Below are 17876 nucleotides of genomic sequence, written 5' to 3'. Positions count from 1 at the left end.
ATTAAATTAACTATAGACAGCCGACAAAAGCACACACGAAATTAAAAATTATACCATAACGGACAAAAATATTACATAGTATTTTTCTGTTATTTTTTAATGAAGCCTGAATTCTGGCTAATTTCAGGGGTTTGAAAATATATTTTGACTTTGCTGGTTACTTTTTAAAGCCAAAAAACTGAATTATAGTACTTCCTCCATCTTCACCCCAATGAGTTGTTCGAGGTCGATCTTTGCTTTATCGAAGTCGTTTTTAGCCATCGCATCCTGAATTTGCAAATCGCGCAACAGGCGCTGTGCCGTGGCATAGTCCTCCAGACTGGCCGAACCTTCCTTGAAATTTTTCTCTACGGTATTAAAGTTCTGGCGGAAATCTTCCAGGTCAGCGTTGCGGATTTTAGCGATGAAATCATACTTCTGATAGTCTTTATAGGCCTTGAGCACGCGCGCACGGATGTCGAGCTTCAGCATGTTGTTTTGTTCTTCTTTGATGCCCACGCGCTCGCGGGCCGCTTTTTTGGCGTTGGGGAATTCGAAAAACGCCGACAAGGGCAGGTTGAGGTAAACGTTATAACGCGGATAGAAGGTGTTGCTGGTGGCGCCGGAGCTTGAGTTGGTGAATTGCTTTATGGTGAATTCGTTCAAGTTGCCTTGTGCACCAAACAAACTCGTCCACCGCGTGGCGGCCACCTTCACTTCATATTGCGCCGCGGCCACGTCGTGTTGCATCACTTTGGCCGAGGGGTTGTTCTTCCAGGCCAGTTGCACCAGGCGCTCCTCGATGCTGACGTTGGAGATACTTTCCGGAAGGATGATCTTCTTGTAGTCAATCTGCTGGGCGCCGGCCTGCAGGCAAAGAACAAACACTCCAAGCGCGAGGGTAGATAATTTTTTCATGTCTGAAATCAATATAGAGGATTAAAAATCGGATCGAATTTGAGAATTAATACGGGCATGACAAAACCGATGGCGCGGGCTCAACGGGTCTTGCCATTAAAGCTGTCGTAAATGTTTTCGATTTGCGTCACCATGGTTTGCACGCTGTGGTGGGCCGTCACATACTGAAAAGCGCTCAGCGCCATCTTCTTACGAAGGCCCTCATCGGCTGCGGCACGCGCCAGGGCATGTTGCAGCTCATCGCGGTTGCCCGGTGTGGTCAGCAATCCGTTTTCGCCGTGCACAATGATCTCTTTTGATCCGTCAACCGCGGTGGCCACCACGGCCTTTTGCATGGCCATGGCTTCCAGCAAGCCCAACGGCAGGCCTTCCCACAGCGAGGGCAGGCAAAAGATGTCGATCACGTGGAGCAAGGCAGGAACGTCTTTGCGGAAGCCCGTCAGCACCACCTTGTCGGCGATGCCCAAGGTTTGGATGGACGCTTTCACCTCGGGCATCAGTTCACCATCCCCCACCATGAGCAGGGTCAGGTTAGGCTGGTCCTTGGCAAGGGCCGCAAACGCCTCCAGCATCAGCACCGGCGATTTTTGATAGGTGAAGCGGGCAATGAACCCGATCACCACATTGCCGGCCGGAATGTTCAACTGCGCGCGCAGATCTTCGGCCGAGGTGTTCCGGCTGAACTTGGCAAAGTCCACCCCGTTTTTCACCACCACCGACTCAAAGTCCTTTATCTTGTCTTTGCCGGTCTGCTGGTTGGAATGCGAAACCGATATGTTCACATCGGCCCTTCGCGCCAGGAACCCTTCGCTCCACACGCGCACGCGCTGCACCAAAGGTTTCTGATTGTCGTGGAAAGACCAACCGTGAATGGTATAGATGAGGGGTATCTTTAACGCCCGCGCCGAGGTGAACACGTTCGACATGGCGCGCGTGCCGTGGGCATGCACCACGTCGGGTTGTTCCTGTTGGAAAAAGGATTTTACCTTGGGCCACATCCGAAAATCGAAGGGCTTGGTGGTGGGTATGACCACTGTCTTAACGCCCATGTCGTTGAGCGTGCGGATCATCTCTCCTTCGGTGAACGAGAGCACCACCGGTTCGTAGCGGGCCTTGTCCAGGTGTTTCACCACGTCGATCACGTGGCTTTCACCACCGCCGATGGAGCCCTGGCGGATGGCTTCAATAATTTTTATGCGCTTCAAAAAGGATCTTGTTTAAACGGTTCTGGATTTGCCGGTCACTTCATCCACTTCTCCATCCACATTTCAAATATCAGCAAATTCCATAATTTCTGATGATTCACTTTTTTACCCGACAGGTATTGGTTGCGCATTTCCACGATGGGCGCGGCTTGCAGCAAGCCCTCCTTGCGGATGCGGCTCTCGTCGAGGTAGTTCAGGAAAAAGTCTTTCAGCTCGTTCATAAACCACACCGTGAGCGGCGCAATGAACGGCTTCTTCGGCCGGTCCATCAACGGGCGCGGAATGTGTTTGTAGACGATTTGCTTCAGAATGTATTTGGTCACGCCGTCGCGCATCTTCAGGTGCGATGGAAGACGGGCCACGTACTCAATCACTTTCTGATCGAGAAACGGCTCCCTTCCCTCCAACCCCACCGACATGGTGGCGCGGTCTATCTTCACCAGGTTGTTGTCGTTCAAAAATGTTTTATAATCAATGGCCAGCATCTTGCTCAACGCATCGTTGTGGCCTGCAAATTCTTCCTTCATTTGGAAGAATGTTTTGTAGTCTTTAAAATCCTTTGCCACCAACCGTTTCACTTCCTGCTGGGGAATATACTGGCTGATGATGTCCATGTTCACCGACGGATCGCCGCTCTGCAGAATGTGGCGCATCTTTTCGTAGCGCGTGGAAAAATTGTAGCGCTGGTTCAATACCGGAATGTGTTCGGGGTTGATCACGCCCATGGTCTTGGCCAGCGACGTTTTCATCCACTGCGGAAAGCCGCCGTTGGCAAACTTGATGGCCTGGCTGAATTTGTTGTAGCCCGCAAAAATTTCGTCGCCCCCATCGCCCGACAAGGCCACCGTCACTTGCTTGCGCGCCAATTGCGACACCAGCACCGAGGGAACTGAAGAGTTGTCGGCAAAGGGCTCGTCGTAGATATCCGGCAGGGTTGGGATGATGCCAAGCGCATCTTTGGGCGAGCAGTAGTATTCGGTGTGATCGGTGCCCAGGTGTTCGGCAATGCGACGGGCATCGGGTGCTTCATCGAAGCCTGGCACATCGAAGCCGATGGTGAATGTTTTCAGACGGTCTGTTCTGTCTTTCTGAATCAACGCCGCCACGGCAGAACTATCGAAACCACCACTGAGGAAAATCCCCACGGGCACATCTGCCACCATGCGATAGTTGAACGACTCGGTTAATATTTTCTCGGTTTCCCGAATGGCTTCGTCGTCGCCGATGTCAAGCTTGGGCTGGTTGTAGCTGTCCACAACGTCCCAGTACTTGTGCATTTTTATGTCGCGCGTGTTGAGCGAAATTTCCAGGTAATGGCCGGGCAGTAATTTCTGCGTATGCTGGAAGATGCAATGCGGGCCGGGGATGTAGCTGTATTGCAGGAACAGGCCGAGGCTGGCCACGTCAATTTCCTTGCGGAACGCGGGGTGCACGTGAAAGGCTTTGAGGGTGGAGCTGAACAGCAACGTGCCGTCGAGGTTGTAGAAATACAACGGCTTCACCCCTACGCGATCGCGCACGATGTAGAGTTTTTGTTTCTCTTCGTCATAGAGACTGAAGGCAAACATGCCCCTGAAATACTGGAGACATGAAGGTCCCCATTGTTGAAAGGCGTAAAGAATCACTTCGGTATCGGAGTGACTTTTGAAGGTGCATCCCTCCTTCTCCAACCGTTCGCGTATCTCCATGAAGTTATACACTTCACCGTTGAAAGTGATCACCATCTTGCCCACGCGCATCGGCTGATGGCCCAGCGGCGACAAGTCTAGAATGGAGAGACGGGTATGGCCAAAGCCGAGGGTGAATCCCGCTTGCTCATCGAGAAACGTTCCGGAGTCGTCCGGCCCGCGATGATGCAGGGATTGGGTCATCTTGTTCAGCACATCAGCGCCAGAACGTTTGTTGAAATCACAGAAGCCAACTATTCCACACACAGTAATTTCAGATTAGAGGGTTTAAGAAAAATAGACATTCTAAAAAGCAAAACAAAAACAAAAGCATCGAAAAACTTAAGCAATCGTTTGTTTCTGGCCGTTGCCATAGGCAAGATTGCTTTCGTCCAGCAGGTCTAAAATCGCGGCGTCCACGGTGTCGTCAAACTTGCGCGCCAGGAAGCAGGGACTTTCCAGCAACGTTTGATGATCGTGACGCTTAAAGATTTTCGGGGTCACGTTGCCTTCCGACCAATCGATGTGCCGGAGATTGTTGAACGTAACTTTCTCACGAAGGTACGAGTTCATGGCGATAGTATTGAAAATAAATTCATCGGGCGACCAAACGGTTTTCATATGACGAATGAACCGCGGATGGCTATCGATGAACTTGAGCGCATGGTCCACAAAGTGGTCGGTGGCCGTGAACCAGGCCGAACGGCCAAACGGCTCAAGGCCGGGAAAGAACTTGCGTTTGGGAATGAATCGGTTGATGATGTTCTCGATGCGATAGCGCCCTTTGATCTCCCACTCTATAAAGTGAAAGCGCTCGTAGCGATGGTAAGCCTGGGGCCACGAAGGCATGTCATAGATCTCGAAGAATTCCGTGCCATAGGAGTTTTTAAGAAATTGATAGAAGGCTTCCGTCGATTTGATGGGATAATCCTGTCCGCTCATGACGTTGAAATACTGAAAGGACTCTTTCGCTTTCGCTATGCGGAAGGCATCGAGAATGACCTGCACAAAACCATAGCCCGCATAAACCAATCTGCGCCGGATAGGCAGCAGCGTTACGTTAGGCAACCCATCGAACTCGCCCGCATAGGGACAACGAATGTCGAGGTGCACGAAATGGTGAAAGTGGCGTGCATCGTATTGCTGTAGCAAACGCAATACCTGCTTCGTATTCTTATGAGCGACGACAATGTTGGCAATCCGCACAAACGTTGATTTTTAGTAGCGTTAGGTTTCTTTCGTAAAGTTAGGCAGGCACCTGTTTTTTAGATTCAGGCTTCACCTTTTCGATCGCTTCCAGAATGAGCTCTGTGTTTTTCTTCCACGTATGCTCCAAGGCAAATGCGCGACGTGCTGCGGCCTTTGTCTCGCTGTTTTCGGCGATGGCCTTGGGAATGAGCGCCACATAGTCGTCCACAGATTCGCCGAGGTAAACGTGCTCGCGAAACGGGTTCATGGCGTGCGTTTTGGTGGCCACCACGGGCTTCCCTGCTGCCAGGTATTCATCCACTTTTCGGGGATAGTTGCCAATGGTGATTTCGTTCATGGCCTGTGGGTTGATGGTCACATCAACACCATAGAGAAACGCCGGCAGTTCGGAGAAATCTTTCTTGCCCAGGAAATAAACGTTCTTCAGTTGGTGAAGGGCGCTGTCTTTGAAGGCCTGGTCTTCGGAGCCGATAAACACAAAACTGTGGTCGGGCATTTTGGTGGCCATGCCTTCTATTAAATGAATGTCTAGGCGCTCGGCATTGATCGCACCCATGTAGCCCACAATGGGCTTGGGAATGTCTTTGAGCATGGCGTCGATGCTGGCTTGGGGTGGTCGGGTAAGGAAGTGCGTCACATCGCAGCCCTGGCCAACGTAGTAGCTGTGCGGGTTGAATTCGGATGCGTAGTCAGAAAGGTATTCGGAATTGGCCACCACCACATCGGCCGACTTGATAAGCGATGGCTCTACGCGGCCCACGTGCAGCTTCCAGTATTTCATGGCCGCCAGCTTGTCGCGCAGGTAATATACATAGAGCGACGGCTTCACCAGCTCTTTCATGGTGAGGCCGTTGTAGACTTCGTTGTCGTTGATCAGAATAAAATCTTCGAAGCCGATTTGCTTCACGGCCTTCAAAATTGACTTGGAAAATCGTTTGTTGTTCACGCCGTTGATAAGGTTGAACAACGACGGCGACTTGACCTGGTTCACCGATTCGAGTATTTCCGTGGGGATGTAGTGCCAGAGGTTTTCCTGAATTTTCACCAACAGCTCTTTGCTTTTGATGCGCTCCTCCACCTCCTTCACAAACGGTTGATCCCGCTTCAGCCAGCGATCTTTTCGCTTCAAGGGAACGTCTATATATAAGACCCGATGTGACTTGGCCAGCTCGTAGCTGAGGTCTTTAATGTTTGCGCCGTAGTTGATGTTCCACTGCGACAAACTGAAGATGACAAAATTGTAGGGCATGCTATTTTTTTCGTGATATAAAACCTTTGATTTGCTGCGGAGCATTTCTGTAAAAATCGAACAGGTGCTGCACGGTGCGGAAGAGGCTAACACTCAACTCGCGCTTGAGCAGGACCTGGCTCACCACAAAGATAAAAACATTGGTGAAGAGCATCGACCACACAGCCCCCATAATGCCAAGCCTGGGAATGAGAATGATGTTGAGCGCGAGGTTAAAGACATTGGCCGATATGTTGATGTAGAAGCTGACGTGGGGCTTGCCAATCACTTCGAAGGCCGACCCAACCTGCACGTTGAACGGGATCAGGATGGACGCTGTTGCCATGATCCGCAAAATTGGCGCGGCTTCCAGGTAGTTTTTTCCGGCCGTGATGAGCAACACAATGTCGGGCAGCACAAGCACCCCCAGAATCACGGGCAGGATAATGCCCACAATGGTGGCCACCGACTTTTCATAGAGTCTCCCTGCAGAAGCACTCCCCTCCAGGTTAGCCCGTTCGGCAATTTTGGGATACACAATGTTGGAGATCGACAACGTGGGAATCTCCACAAAATTCATGACGCGCACGGCCGCGTTGTAGAGCGCCACCGAGCTGTGGCTGATGGATCCCAACAGAATCTGGTCGGCGTTTTTACCAATGGTAGATGCCACGCCGGTGCCCAGAATGTATTTGCCAAATTTGAACAGGTTGCGCACCATGGCACGGTCGGTCACCAGTTTCCGGGGAGCGAATTGTTTTGATAAAATCCATGCGCAGGTGAGGCCGGCCAGGGCCCCAACGCTCTGCATAGCCGCAAAGAAGTTGAGCGACAGGTTGGGCACCCACAGAAAGCAGATGGCCACCACGCTAAAGAAAAAACCCTGGCGCACAACGGCGCTCCAAAACACACCACGGAAACTTTGGTTGGCCTGTTCCAGGTAGTTTAGCTGCGTGAGAGGAACCAGAATAAGCGATGTGGCACAATACCAAAAGATGAGGCCCGAGATTTCTGTCGTATGCCAGAATATGGTGAGGACTGGGATGAGCACTAACATCAGGGCAATAAAAACAACGGTCGAAATAAAATTAAGCGTAATACTCGCGGTAGTCAGCGAAAACCTGTCGATATTGGGCTGACTGTAAAATTTTACAAACGCGTTTTGGATGAAGGCCGACCGCGACATCTCCACCACTGAGGTGATCACGACAAACAACGTCCAAACACCGAATGTGTCTTTGGAGAAGTAGCGAACCATGAAGAAGTAACTACCGAAGCCAAACACAAAAATTGCCAGGCGCTGAAGGGTAACGTAAGTGCTGGCGCGCACCCAATAATTTTTTTCGGTCATGAAGTTGTTATAATTAACCTTATCTTTGAATCTTCGTAAGTTGATAAAACATATGAAAGTAAGCAACCCTACCTCTCGACTAAAGCTTAAAATTCCCAGTCAGGCCAGTGTGCTTGATGTGGGCAGCGGTCACAATCCGCATCCGCGTGCAAACGTAGTAACCGACAAATATGTGGATGATAACTATCATCGTGCCGGTGACATCAAAGTCTTAAAGAAGCAACGCTTTGTTCAGGCCGACGGCGAAACCCTGCCGTTTAAGGACAACGAGTTCGACTATGTGATCTGCTGCCATGTGGTGGAGCACGTTGACGACCCCGCCGTGTTCATGGACGAACTTAGCCGCGTGGGCAAAGGCGGATACCTGGAAGCCCCCTCCCTGATCGGGGAGTTCATGATTCCCCGCGGAGCCCACCGGTGGGTGCTGCTGGAAATCGATAAGAAGATCGTAATCGTTGACAAACAACGGTTGGGCATGACTGCCACGCACGACTTCGGCGACCTCTTCCTCCACTACCTGCCGCGCAATTCGTTTGGCTGGAAAATTCTGCAACGCACACAGCAGCAAATCTTCACCGTGAACTATGAATGGAAAGACCGCATCGACTATGTGGTGGAACCCACAGACGCGGAGCTGAAAAAATACTTCACAACGGTTTGGGACCAGACCATGTATGAACACATCGTTCCCAAGCGAAGCCTCGGTGGTGAATATCTCGCTGCCATGGGCGCTACGGCCGACATCTTCAAGGCCATCTTCAAATCCAGAATCTTAAGCCGGTTCAAATAGCATGAGAAATAGAGTACGTTTTTACGAACTGGGTTTATGCATCATGAACTACGGCTGGTGGAATGGGTTAAAGCTTTTCATCAAACTGAAACTAAAAAAGACCGCCACCCTCAACGTGGCCGATGCGCGCTATCCCATTTCCCTGCGCGCCGGCAACTCTGATCAGCTGGTATTTAAACAGGTGTTCCTCTTAAAGGAATATGATCTCGATAAAGATTTCGGCATGGCCATTCCTTCTGACTTAGGAGTGATCATAGACGCAGGGGCAAACATCGGTTTGGCTTCTGTCTATTTTGCCAATCGCTATCCCAACGCCAAGATCATTGCCATTGAGCCGGAGACCGGAAACTTTCAGCAGCTGAAAAAAAATACCGCATCCTATAAAAACATCATCCCCCTGCAAGCCGCCCTCTGGAACAAGAAGGAAGAGCTGATCATCAACAATCCCGGCTATGGCGATTGGGGATTTATGGTGGAAGAAAACACAAGCAAAAAAGATGGCGCCGTGCAAGCCTTGTCGGTGTCGGATCTGATGGAGCAATACAACCTGAAGACCATCGACTTGTTGAAAATCGATATCGAAGGTGCCGAGAAGGAAGTGTTTGAATCGGGTGCCGAAAAATGGCTTCCCAAAACCAAGACCATTGTGGTGGAGCTTCACGACCGGATGAAACCCGGTTGCTCCCGCGTATTTTTCGAATCAATCAAAGAAGAAAACTTTGCCCTGCTGGTGTCGGGCGAAAACCTGATCTGCGTGCGCGCCTAACGGGCGGGCACCATGGCGGCCTGGGTGAGAATTTCACGCAACAAGTATTGCTGACCTTTCTCACTCAGGTGCCCATGATCAATATAGTTGCTCAAATCCTTTGTGAAAAATTCATAGTCGGGCGTGTTGAAATCCACAACGCGCACATCATTCCCCAGAACATCACGCATCGTTTGCTGATAGGCCGTGAGCGGCGCCCTGAACTTGTCGTACAACGGGAAGGGTAATGGATGGAAATAGCCGATCACCTTCACATTCTTTTCACGAAAGGTGTTCATCAAGGTGGTGAACTCCTGAAGCGCCACCGAATCGATAGCGGTTTTGATAGCATCCGGACGTTTCAACTGTTCCTGAATCTTCTCCTCCACCGGCATCACCTGCAAAATCTTGTCGTAGAAATTATAGCCGTAGTCGTTGTATTGGTTTGACGGATACTTGCGCGTCATCAGGTTGTGCTCGCGGATAAACTTGATCGCATACGTTTTGTAAAGACTCATGGAGCCGAGCGCGCCATAATATTCCTTGGGGTTGATCATGCCTGTTTTCATGCCATGATCCTGGGTGAGGTATGGGTGCAGGCACACGATCACAAACTCGGGGGCTTTGCGCTCCAGGGCTTTGTCGACCACCGCTTTTTGTTCGGTGATGTTGGCGCCCATCATGCTGAGGTTGTAGATTTTGTATTCGGTGATGAGCTTTGGGTTCAGGTTGGCCGATAAAGACGGACCAAGGATGTAGCCTTGAAAATTCTCCGGCACATAACGGTGTGCCAGCAGATATTTGCTGGTGCGCTCGTCGCTATAGATCGACAGATGGCGTTCTCCTGCCGGGCGAAAAAGCCCATAGAGATCCACATAGGCATTGATGGCCACCAGCACCGCGGTGAGCAAAATGACTACGAGTGCACATCGAATCAAAAATTTCTTGGCCGACATAGCGTTAAAAATCAAAGTATAAAAACTCCTGGTTCGTCGCCGAATTCAGGAACAGTAAATTTATCAGGATCACGAGCACCAGCGTCACGAGACGACGGGTATCGGGTTTGAATTCTGCCCCCAGCTCGTTTGTGTTTTTGGTGAACAACAGAATGGCCGCTGCCACCCAGATGGGTGCCGAATAGTAATCGCTCACCAGCGATACCTCCGACATTTTCGCGCCCACGCCAAACATGGCGCGCAGCAAATCGGTTGCCGCTGTCCAAGAAGGCGCTCGAAAGAAAACCCAGGTGATGTTCACGTAAAAGAACGTAACAGCCACCCCAAGCCAATCGGGAATCGCAATCTTGAGCTTGGTGAACTGCCGGTGAATGACCAGCGCCGCGCCATGCAAAAATCCCCAGAATATATACGTCCACCCCGCCCCGTGCCAGATACCGCCCAGGATGAAGGTGATCATGAGGTTGCGTGCCGTGGCCCACTCGCCCGAACGATTTCCCCCCAGTGGCACATAAATGTAATCTCTCAAAAATTGACTCAACGTGATGTGCCAGCGACGCCAGAAGTCCTGAATGTTCTTGGCGCGGTAGGGCGAATTGAAGTTGAGCGGGAAGTCTATATTAAACAACAATCCTAAACCAATGGCCATGTCTGAATAGCCGCTGAAGTCAAAATAGAGCTGCACCGAATAGGCCAGCGACGTGACCCAGGCTTGCAACGTGGTGAGCAGCGCCGTGTCGGCATATCCCTTCGACACAATGGTGGAAAGCGTGTCGGCAATGATGATTTTCTTAGCTAAACCCAGGTTAAAAATAAACATCCCACGGGCAAAATTCCACGAATTCAGGTTTGCATTCTTCTGGTCCTCAAACTGCGGCATCAGCTGTGTGTGGTGCACGATGGGCCCGGCAATCAGGTGGGGAAAGAAGGTCACGAACAGGCAGTAGTTCGAAAACTTATAGTTCCCAACTTTGCCCTGATAGCTGTCGACCAGGTAGGCAATTTGTGTGAACGTGAAGAAGCTCACCCCCAGCGGCAAGATCACGTTGAGCAGGCTATAGTGTCCTTCGAATAGCGTGTTGAAGTTGGTAAGGAAGAAGTTGGCGTATTTATAGTAAAACAGTACGACAAGGTTCACCGAAACACCCAGCGTGAGCAGCCACTTCTTCCGGTGTTTGATGATGAGGTTGCCAAACGAGAAATTGAAGATCATCGACAACCCGATGAGAATAAGATTGTTGTAATTCCACCAGCCGTAGAAAAACAGCGAGGCCACCAGGAGCCAGAGCCGGGAGTTCGCGATCTGCCGGTTGGACGCCAGCAGGAAGTAAACAACCAGGGTTACCGGTAGAAATGCAAAAATGAATTCGGGCGAACTGAAGAGCATAGACCGCTAACTTTTCTCCTCCTTCGGAACGTTGTTCAAGATGGCTGGTCCGAGTTTATTCTGAAGCGATTTCAAAAAGTTTAGCGACTCCTTGTCTTCCTCGGTGATGGACGAGTCGGCGGAGAATACGGGAATGACCAGGTCTACAAATTTTACCAGCTCGCGCGAATCCGAGAATTCGTTGAGACCGGCGCCTTCCAGAATGATATAGTCGTATTGCGCTTTCAACCACTCGATCAGCACTTTGAAGTCGCCACCGGGAATGATTTCCGAAGGCGACAGCTGACTCATCTTGTTGCCAATGATGTCGACCATGGGGTTGGTGGTGGGTGTGATGAGGTTGGTTTCGGTGTCTTTGGGATCGGTGCTTTTGGATGTGCCGATCAACTTCGTGTTCTTGTTATAGAACTCCATTAATTGCTTGAGGCTGAAACGTGCCGTGAGCATAACGGTGAGGCTGTTGTTGCGCATGTTGGTGTCGATGATGAGCGTGCGCTTGTGGATCAACCCCAGCGAATAGGCCAGCGACATGATGGCAAACGATTTGCCCTGCCCCTTCTTGGTGCTGGTGACGAGCACCACCTGGCCTTTTTTGTTTTCAATTTCATAGCGAATCTTCCGCAGGTCGTGATTGAGGCGGTTCAGTTCGGTCGATTCATTGCTGGCATTGAAGAAATTCCACGTAGGTTGTCCAACCGATTTCGGCAATTGTTCGAGGGCGCCGGCCAGGGGAAGTTTTGCCAGATTTTTGAATCGTTGTGGTGTTTTAATGCGGGTGTCGAGCATTTCCAGCAGGATGATCACGAAGGCGCACAGTCCAAAGCTGAGCACGCCGGTGAAGACCATGAACACGATGGTTTTGCGTGACTCGGGCTTTTCGGCCACCTCTCCAACCACTACTTGTTTGAGGGGCATTTTGTTGGTGACCAACTTCTCGCGGGCTTCGTTGTAGCGGGCCTGTGCGGCGAGGTATTCTTCACGGGCCACTTCCACTTCCTTGCCCATAGCCTGGTTCACAGCTTCGCGGCTGGCAAAGTTGCCCACGCTATAGCGGATGGAGTTCAATATATTGTTGAGCGACACCAGGTTCTCTCTTGAAATTTCAAGATCGATTTTCGTTTGGTCGCGCTTGTCTTTCAGAGCATTAAACTCTACCGGCGAAAGTTTGGGAACTTCTACGGCGGCGTTGAGGAGACCCTGCAGCTGATTGCGGAAAAGGGTGATACTATCGAGCAGGATTTGGTCGGTCTGCCCGCCAGCGATGTAGCGTTCGTTGAATACGTTTATTTTTTTCTTGAGATCAACAATCCGCGCGTTGGGCTTGTTGCCTGTGCTGCTGCTGGCCTGTTCAATTTTCATCTCCATGTTGGCGAGTGAAAGCTCGGCACCGCGAATCTTCTTTTGCTCGTCGGCAATCTGATCTTCGTAGTCCTGGATCTGGCGGATTTTGCTGGCGCCCTGGGCTTCGGAGTTGATCATTTCATGGTTGGCCTGAAAGTTTTTCAAGCCCTCGGTCTTCTCCGCCAGGTATTGCTTCCGTTGCTCCACAATGGATTGCAACGACTCCAGCGACACGTTGGACCGGCTCAGTTTGATATTGGTGTAGTAGCGGATAAACTCCGTGCAAAGTGTGTTCACCACATAGGCCGACAGGTAAGGACTTTCGGAGGTGTAGCTGATCTCTATATAATCCGAGATGTTGATGCGGTTGATGGCGAGCTCTTCATTGAGGGATTCATAATTATAGCCATAAACATCCATCACTTTTTTGATGAGCTTTTGTTTAGGGTCGGTGAGGTCGAGCAGCGATTGACTCTCCAGTTTTTCAGTGAGTATCTTTTCGAAATCAGCCTTATAGCTGTTGATGTTGATGTTGGCCAGCTCTTCGAGCTTTGTTTCGGACGGTTTTCGGAAGGGCATTTCTTTTCCGTCTAAATCGCGCAGCAGCAACCTGTAGGATACCTGCGTGAGAACTACCCGCGACTTGATTTGCTCGATCAGGTTGGTGAACGTGATCTGCATTTCGTAGGGGTTGAAATACTTGCCATTGTCGATCAACTCGTCGGTGATGGTGATGCCGGTGGCCATTTGAGCCGACGACCTATACTTCCATTCGCCCAGCATGCGGATGAGGAAGGCCCCTCCCACCGAGATCATCGGAATGACAATCAGTATCCAACGTTTTTTCCAGAGAACACGAAACAGGGTTTGTAAATCCATACACTAGGGCATAAGGTATCAAAGTTCATTAAAAAATCGTAGCCTTCAAAAATATTCGGCAGTTATACAGCAGGATTGTTTCAACCCTTTATATTTACGAAAAACCGTCTATGCTGGCTTACATCAAACTCATTCGGGTTCACCAATGGGCTAAGAACACGTTCATCTTCGTTCCGATCTTTTTCGCGGGTCAGGCCTTTGATTGGGACCTGTACCCCAACCTAATCCAGGGATTCTTTGCGTTCAGCTTCATGGCCAGCGCCATCTACATCCTCAATGACTTCCGGGACCGTGAAGTAGACCGTTTGCACCCCAAAAAACGTTTCCGGCCGCTGGCTTCGGGTGAGGCGAACGTCTACGTGAGTTTTGGGATCATGGCCGTGCTCATCGCCAGTGCCCTGCTCATCGCCTTCACACTCAACCGTAACTTTCTCATTCTGCTCAGCATATACGGGTGTATGAACGTAGCCTACACCTTTGGGTTAAAAAATTTATCCATCGTCGACATTTTTATTGTGGCTTCGGGGTTTCTGTTCCGGATCTATTCGGGCAGCGTGCTGTCTGATGTGTATGTGTCGCATTGGCTGGCCATCATGGTGATGCTGTTGTCACTGCTGCTGGCGCTCGCCAAACGCCGCGACGACCTTGTGCTGGGAAAAGAAGGAGAGTTTGTGCGGAAATCGTCACGAAATTATAACGTAGAGTTCATCAACGCCTGTCTCGCCATCTTTGCCGGTATCATCATCGTTGCTTACATTATGTATACCGTGTCGCCCGAGGTGACGCAGCGTCTGAACACACAATGGCTCTTTGGCACCACCATCTTTGTGATTGCCGGCGTGATGCGTTATCTGCAAATCACGTTTGTGTCGCAGAACAGCGGATCGCCCACCACCATCCTGCTGAAAGACAAGTTCATCATTGTCACCCTGTTGCTGTGGATTGTCAGCTTCTACCTCATCATTTATATCTGAGGCATGGCATCAAAACATCTGGTGTTGTTTGATTTCGACGGCACGCTCACCAAATCGGATACGCTGTTCGCCTTTATCCGTTTCTATCATGGCACCTTCAAATTTGTGCTCGGGTTTGTGTTGCTCAGTCCCGTGATGGCGCTTTACCTGGCGAAATTAATTCCCAACGACAAGGCCAAGGAAATCGTGATGACCTATTTCTTTGGCAAGGTGCCCGTATCAAAATTGAAAGCAAAGGGGATTGCATTTGCCACCACGGTTGTGCCCACACTCCTGCGCGACCACGGTGTGGCGTTGCTGCGCGACTATAAAGAAAAACAATATGATATCGCAGTGGTGTCGGCCTCGCCTGAGGATTGGGTTGGCCCCTGGTGCGAGCAATGGCAGATCCGTTGCCTGGCCACGCGGCTTGCGTCAACCAACAATCTCATCACCGGAAAAATAGAAGGAAAAAACTGCTTTGGCCCCGAGAAAGCGCGCCGCATCAAAGAGGTTTACAAGCTGGAAGATTACGACCGGGTGATTGCCTATGGCGACTCGCGCGGCGACCGCGAGATGCTGGCGCTGGCCCAGGATGCGCACTACCGGTTTATCGACTGACGCATCAGCACCAGTTCAACCTGGTCTTTGCCTCCCCCCTTGCCGCCTTTGCTAAACTTGTCGATGCGCGATCCTTCGATCCCTGCCAAAACCAGTTGATTGATCACCTCGCTCAGCCGCTTTGTGGTTTGCTCGTCTTCCTTGTCAAAGTATTGCACCTGCACACGAATGTCGCGCTTGCCCAGAAGTTTGTTGGCGAGAAACCAGATGAGCTCGCGCTGCGACGATGTGAGCGTGGTGACGTCGGGGGTAAATTCCATTTTACGAATCACCTTGAAACCAAAGAGGTCTTCCACTTCTTTTTCGGTGAGGTAGACCGTGGCCGCTGCTGATGGGCGGGGCTTGGCTTTGGCCGTATAGATGTCGTCTGATTTTCCACCGCGGTTGCTCACGAAGTATACCGACGAATCTTTTTGCAACGAGAAGTAGGCATCGAACTGTGGTGAGTTCAACTCGGGGCCAAGGTTCTTGGGAACGGACCATGTCTCCCATGAATTATAAAGACGATCGCTATAAAAGATGTCGCCGTTGCCCGAGCCGGGATGGCCGTTGCTCGAGAAATACAGCCGGGTTTTATCGGCCGAAAGAAAAGGTGAAATTTCGAAACCTGTTGTGTTGATGGTAGGGCCCAGGTTGAGTGGCGTCGACCACTGATCGTCGGTGCCTTTCAGGCTGATGTAAAGATCCTCCTCTCCACGCGAGTCTGGCGCTTTCATCGAAATAAAAACAACGTCAAAATCGGGCGACACATAAACTCCCAGAAATCCTGCGGAGCTCAGTCCCTTGAAGGGCACCAGTTCGGGTTTGCCCCAGCCGGCTTCCGTGCGCTGCATAAAATAAAAACCCTTCGAGGGTTTCGACGATGTTGTGTTGAGCGTGTAGACCACCCTGCGCTTCGAGTTCACGCCAATCACGGCGTTGTTGCCTTTGTCGTTGGGCAATTCGGTGTTCACGGCTTTGCCCCACGTGTTGGTGGTGGTATTGAAGTGGCTCACCCAGATGTCGGAGCCGGCAAACTTTCCGCCCTTGTTTTCTTCGGTGCCGGTGCGTATAAAATACAGTGTGTTGCCATCGTCCGAAATGAGCGGCATGGCCTCGTTGTTGTTGCTGTTCACGGTGGCCGGCAGTTTCACCGGGACACTAAAATCCAACTCCTGCCCTAGGGCAACCCCGGGGAACAGCAAAACCGTCAGTATAAAAGCTAAACGCATCGTATCTCCGCTCCAATTCATAATAAGGTGATGTTGGCCTTCGTCGTGTTCACACATTCGCCGGAGTGTTGTGGAAGCTCCCTCGACGATCCCTGAGAAAAGCCATGAACACCAGCGCTTTTCATGAAGGCAATTGACAAAATTAATAAATATCTTAACTATTCCACTTCCTGCTTAAATTGCAAAGGTGTAGACTTAAGTCCCCAAAACCCGCGTCATGGATACTCTCTCGATCTTCCTCTTCTGGCTGGGCAGCGCCATTGTGTTGTATACGTATGTCGGCTATGGCATCGTGGTCTATCTGCTGGTGAAACTCCGCCCAAAGGCCACCCCAATCCAGCCACAGACCGACCAGGACCTGCCTAACGTGACCCTGCTCATTGCCGCCTACAACGAAGCCCCCTACCTCGAAAGCAAAATACGGAATACGTTAAGCCTGGATTATCCCAAAGACAAACTCTTTATAAAGTTTGTGACAGACGGTTCAAACGACAACAGCGGTGAAATTCTGCAGCGCTATCCCGTCATCGAGGCATACCACGAGCCGGAACGACGGGGCAAAATTCACGCCGTGAACCGGGTCATGAAATTGGTGACCACCCCCATCGTTATTTTCTGCGACGCCAACACCGACCTGAACGACCAGGCCATTCGCCTTATTGTGCGGCACTACCAACAGCCCGAGGTGGGCGGTGTGGCCGGCGAAAAACGGATCTTCAAGAAAGCGGAAGACAATGCCTCCGGAGCGGGCGAAGGACTGTATTGGAAATATGAATCGTTCCTGAAAAAGAAGGACTCCGAACTTCACTCGATAGTAGGCGCCGCCGGCGAGCTCTTCTCTGTGCGCACCGAGCTTTACGAAATACCACCCCAAAACATGGTGATCGAAGACTTCTACATGTCTATGCGCATCGCAGCACGCGGCTATCGTTTTCGCTACGAGCCCGATGCCTATGCTGTGGAAACTGCGTCGGCGTCGGTGGCGGAAGAATGGAAACGCAAAGTGCGTATATGCTCCGGCGCCTTTCAGGCCATGGGCATGTTGCTCTATTTGCTGAATCCGTTTCGTTATGGCATCCTCAGCTTTCAATACGTTTCACATCGCGTGCTGCGCTGGACACTCGCGCCGCTTTCGCTGGTGTTTGTTCTGCTCAGCAGTGTGTGGCTGTCGGCACAAGGCTATCGCGTCTATCAACTTGCCTTAGGACTGCAGGTGTTTTTTTATGGCATGGCCTTCCTGGGTTATCTGAATCGCGACAAAAACATTTCCATCAAAGGTTTCTTTGTTCCATACTATTTCACCGTGATGAACCTCGCCGTGTTTGCAGGACTCTCGCGATTTTTAAAAGGAAGCCAAACCGTGCTTTGGGAAAAGGCAAAGCGCGCCTCCACGACCGAACAGGAACAACCCGCAAACCCGTAGCAGTCTGCTCTTT

The 17876-nt window shown here is 50.9% G+C and carries 15 protein-coding genes; 5 read left to right on the top strand and 10 right to left on the bottom strand.

The genetic code is table 11. The annotated features are described in order from the left end of the window. Positions 1 to 183: 183 nt before the first annotated feature. The 6 genes from JI741_RS23605 to JI741_RS23580 form a co-directional block, all read right to left on the bottom strand. Positions 184 to 897: a TolC family protein gene (locus tag JI741_RS23605; RefSeq protein ID WP_202013900.1), complete on the bottom strand. Its 714-nt coding sequence runs from the start codon at positions 895 to 897 to the stop codon at positions 184 to 186. An 80-nt stretch (positions 898 to 977) separates the two neighbouring features. After that, on the bottom strand, positions 978 to 2102 hold the full coding sequence (locus JI741_RS23600) for a glycosyltransferase family 4 protein (protein ID WP_202013899.1): 1125 nt from the start codon (positions 2100 to 2102) through the stop codon (positions 978 to 980). Between the two features lie 35 nt (positions 2103 to 2137). Further along, positions 2138 to 4036, bottom strand: coding sequence for an asparagine synthase (glutamine-hydrolyzing) (gene asnB / locus JI741_RS23595; RefSeq protein WP_202013898.1), 1899 nt, complete (start codon positions 4034 to 4036; stop codon positions 2138 to 2140). A 75-nt stretch (positions 4037 to 4111) separates the two neighbouring features. Next, positions 4112 to 4975, bottom strand: coding sequence for a beta-1,6-N-acetylglucosaminyltransferase (locus tag JI741_RS23590; protein WP_202013897.1), 864 nt, complete (start codon positions 4973 to 4975; stop codon positions 4112 to 4114). Between the two features lie 40 nt (positions 4976 to 5015). Then, the gene (locus tag JI741_RS23585; protein WP_202013896.1) at positions 5016 to 6227 is read right to left on the bottom strand and encodes a glycosyltransferase; all 1212 of its coding nucleotides are present in this window, start codon (positions 6225 to 6227) and stop codon (positions 5016 to 5018) included. 1 nt (position 6228) lies between these two features. Then, the gene (locus JI741_RS23580) at positions 6229 to 7557 is read right to left on the bottom strand and encodes a flippase (protein WP_202013895.1); all 1329 of its coding nucleotides are present in this window, start codon (positions 7555 to 7557) and stop codon (positions 6229 to 6231) included. Between the two features lie 52 nt (positions 7558 to 7609). Here JI741_RS23580 and JI741_RS23575 point away from each other — a divergent pair, with 52 nt between their 5' ends. Next, positions 7610 to 8347 carry a class I SAM-dependent methyltransferase gene (locus tag JI741_RS23575; RefSeq protein ID WP_202013894.1) on the top strand — a complete coding sequence of 246 codons (738 nt, stop codon included), beginning with the start codon at positions 7610 to 7612 and terminating at the stop codon, positions 8345 to 8347. 1 nt (position 8348) lies between these two features. Next, entirely contained in the window at positions 8349 to 9113 is a 765-nt protein-coding gene (locus JI741_RS23570) for an FkbM family methyltransferase (RefSeq protein WP_202013893.1), read from the top strand. Here JI741_RS23570 and JI741_RS23565 read toward each other — a convergent pair. Genes JI741_RS23565 through JI741_RS23555 form a run of 3 tightly spaced genes read right to left on the bottom strand, consistent with a single transcriptional unit; the run spans position 9110 to position 13655 of the window. Continuing rightward, positions 9110 to 10048, bottom strand: a complete 939-nt coding sequence (locus JI741_RS23565) for an SGNH/GDSL hydrolase family protein (protein WP_202013892.1) — start codon at positions 10046 to 10048, stop codon at positions 9110 to 9112. The two genes, JI741_RS23570 and JI741_RS23565, sit on opposite strands and share 4 nt — an antisense overlap. 4 nt (positions 10049 to 10052) lie before the next feature. After that, positions 10053 to 11435: an MBOAT family O-acyltransferase gene (locus tag JI741_RS23560; RefSeq protein ID WP_202013891.1), complete on the bottom strand. Its 1383-nt coding sequence runs from the start codon at positions 11433 to 11435 to the stop codon at positions 10053 to 10055. 6 nt (positions 11436 to 11441) lie between these two features. After that, positions 11442 to 13655 (bottom strand): exopolysaccharide transport family protein, encoded by a 2214-nt coding sequence (locus tag JI741_RS23555; protein ID WP_202013890.1) that lies wholly within the window; start codon positions 13653 to 13655, stop codon positions 11442 to 11444. A gap of 110 nt (positions 13656 to 13765) precedes the next feature. Between JI741_RS23555 and JI741_RS23550 the strand changes: the two genes are divergently transcribed. After that, positions 13766 to 14629 carry a UbiA prenyltransferase family protein gene (locus tag JI741_RS23550; RefSeq protein WP_202013889.1) on the top strand — a complete coding sequence of 288 codons (864 nt, stop codon included), beginning with the start codon at positions 13766 to 13768 and terminating at the stop codon, positions 14627 to 14629. Between the two features lie 3 nt (positions 14630 to 14632). Next, on the top strand, positions 14633 to 15229 hold the full coding sequence (locus JI741_RS23545) for an HAD-IB family hydrolase (RefSeq protein ID WP_202013888.1): 597 nt from the start codon (positions 14633 to 14635) through the stop codon (positions 15227 to 15229). Here JI741_RS23545 and JI741_RS23540 read toward each other — a convergent pair. Then, positions 15211 to 16461: a PD40 domain-containing protein gene (locus JI741_RS23540; RefSeq protein ID WP_202013887.1), complete on the bottom strand. Its 1251-nt coding sequence runs from the start codon at positions 16459 to 16461 to the stop codon at positions 15211 to 15213. The two genes, JI741_RS23545 and JI741_RS23540, sit on opposite strands and share 19 nt — an antisense overlap. 196 nt (positions 16462 to 16657) lie before the next feature. On the opposite strand from JI741_RS23540, the gene JI741_RS23535 reads away from it, so the two are divergent. Beyond that, entirely contained in the window at positions 16658 to 17863 is a 1206-nt protein-coding gene (locus JI741_RS23535) for a glycosyltransferase family 2 protein (protein WP_202013886.1), read from the top strand. The last annotated feature ends 13 nt before the right edge of the window (positions 17864 to 17876 follow it).

Origin of the sequence: Chryseolinea lacunae (assembly GCF_016735595.1) — a bacterium.
GTDB classification, from domain to species: Bacteria; Bacteroidota; Bacteroidia; order Cytophagales; family Cyclobacteriaceae; genus Chryseolinea; species Chryseolinea lacunae.
Note: the sequence above shows the minus strand (reverse complement) of the source record. Positions and strands in the feature narration are given on the sequence as shown.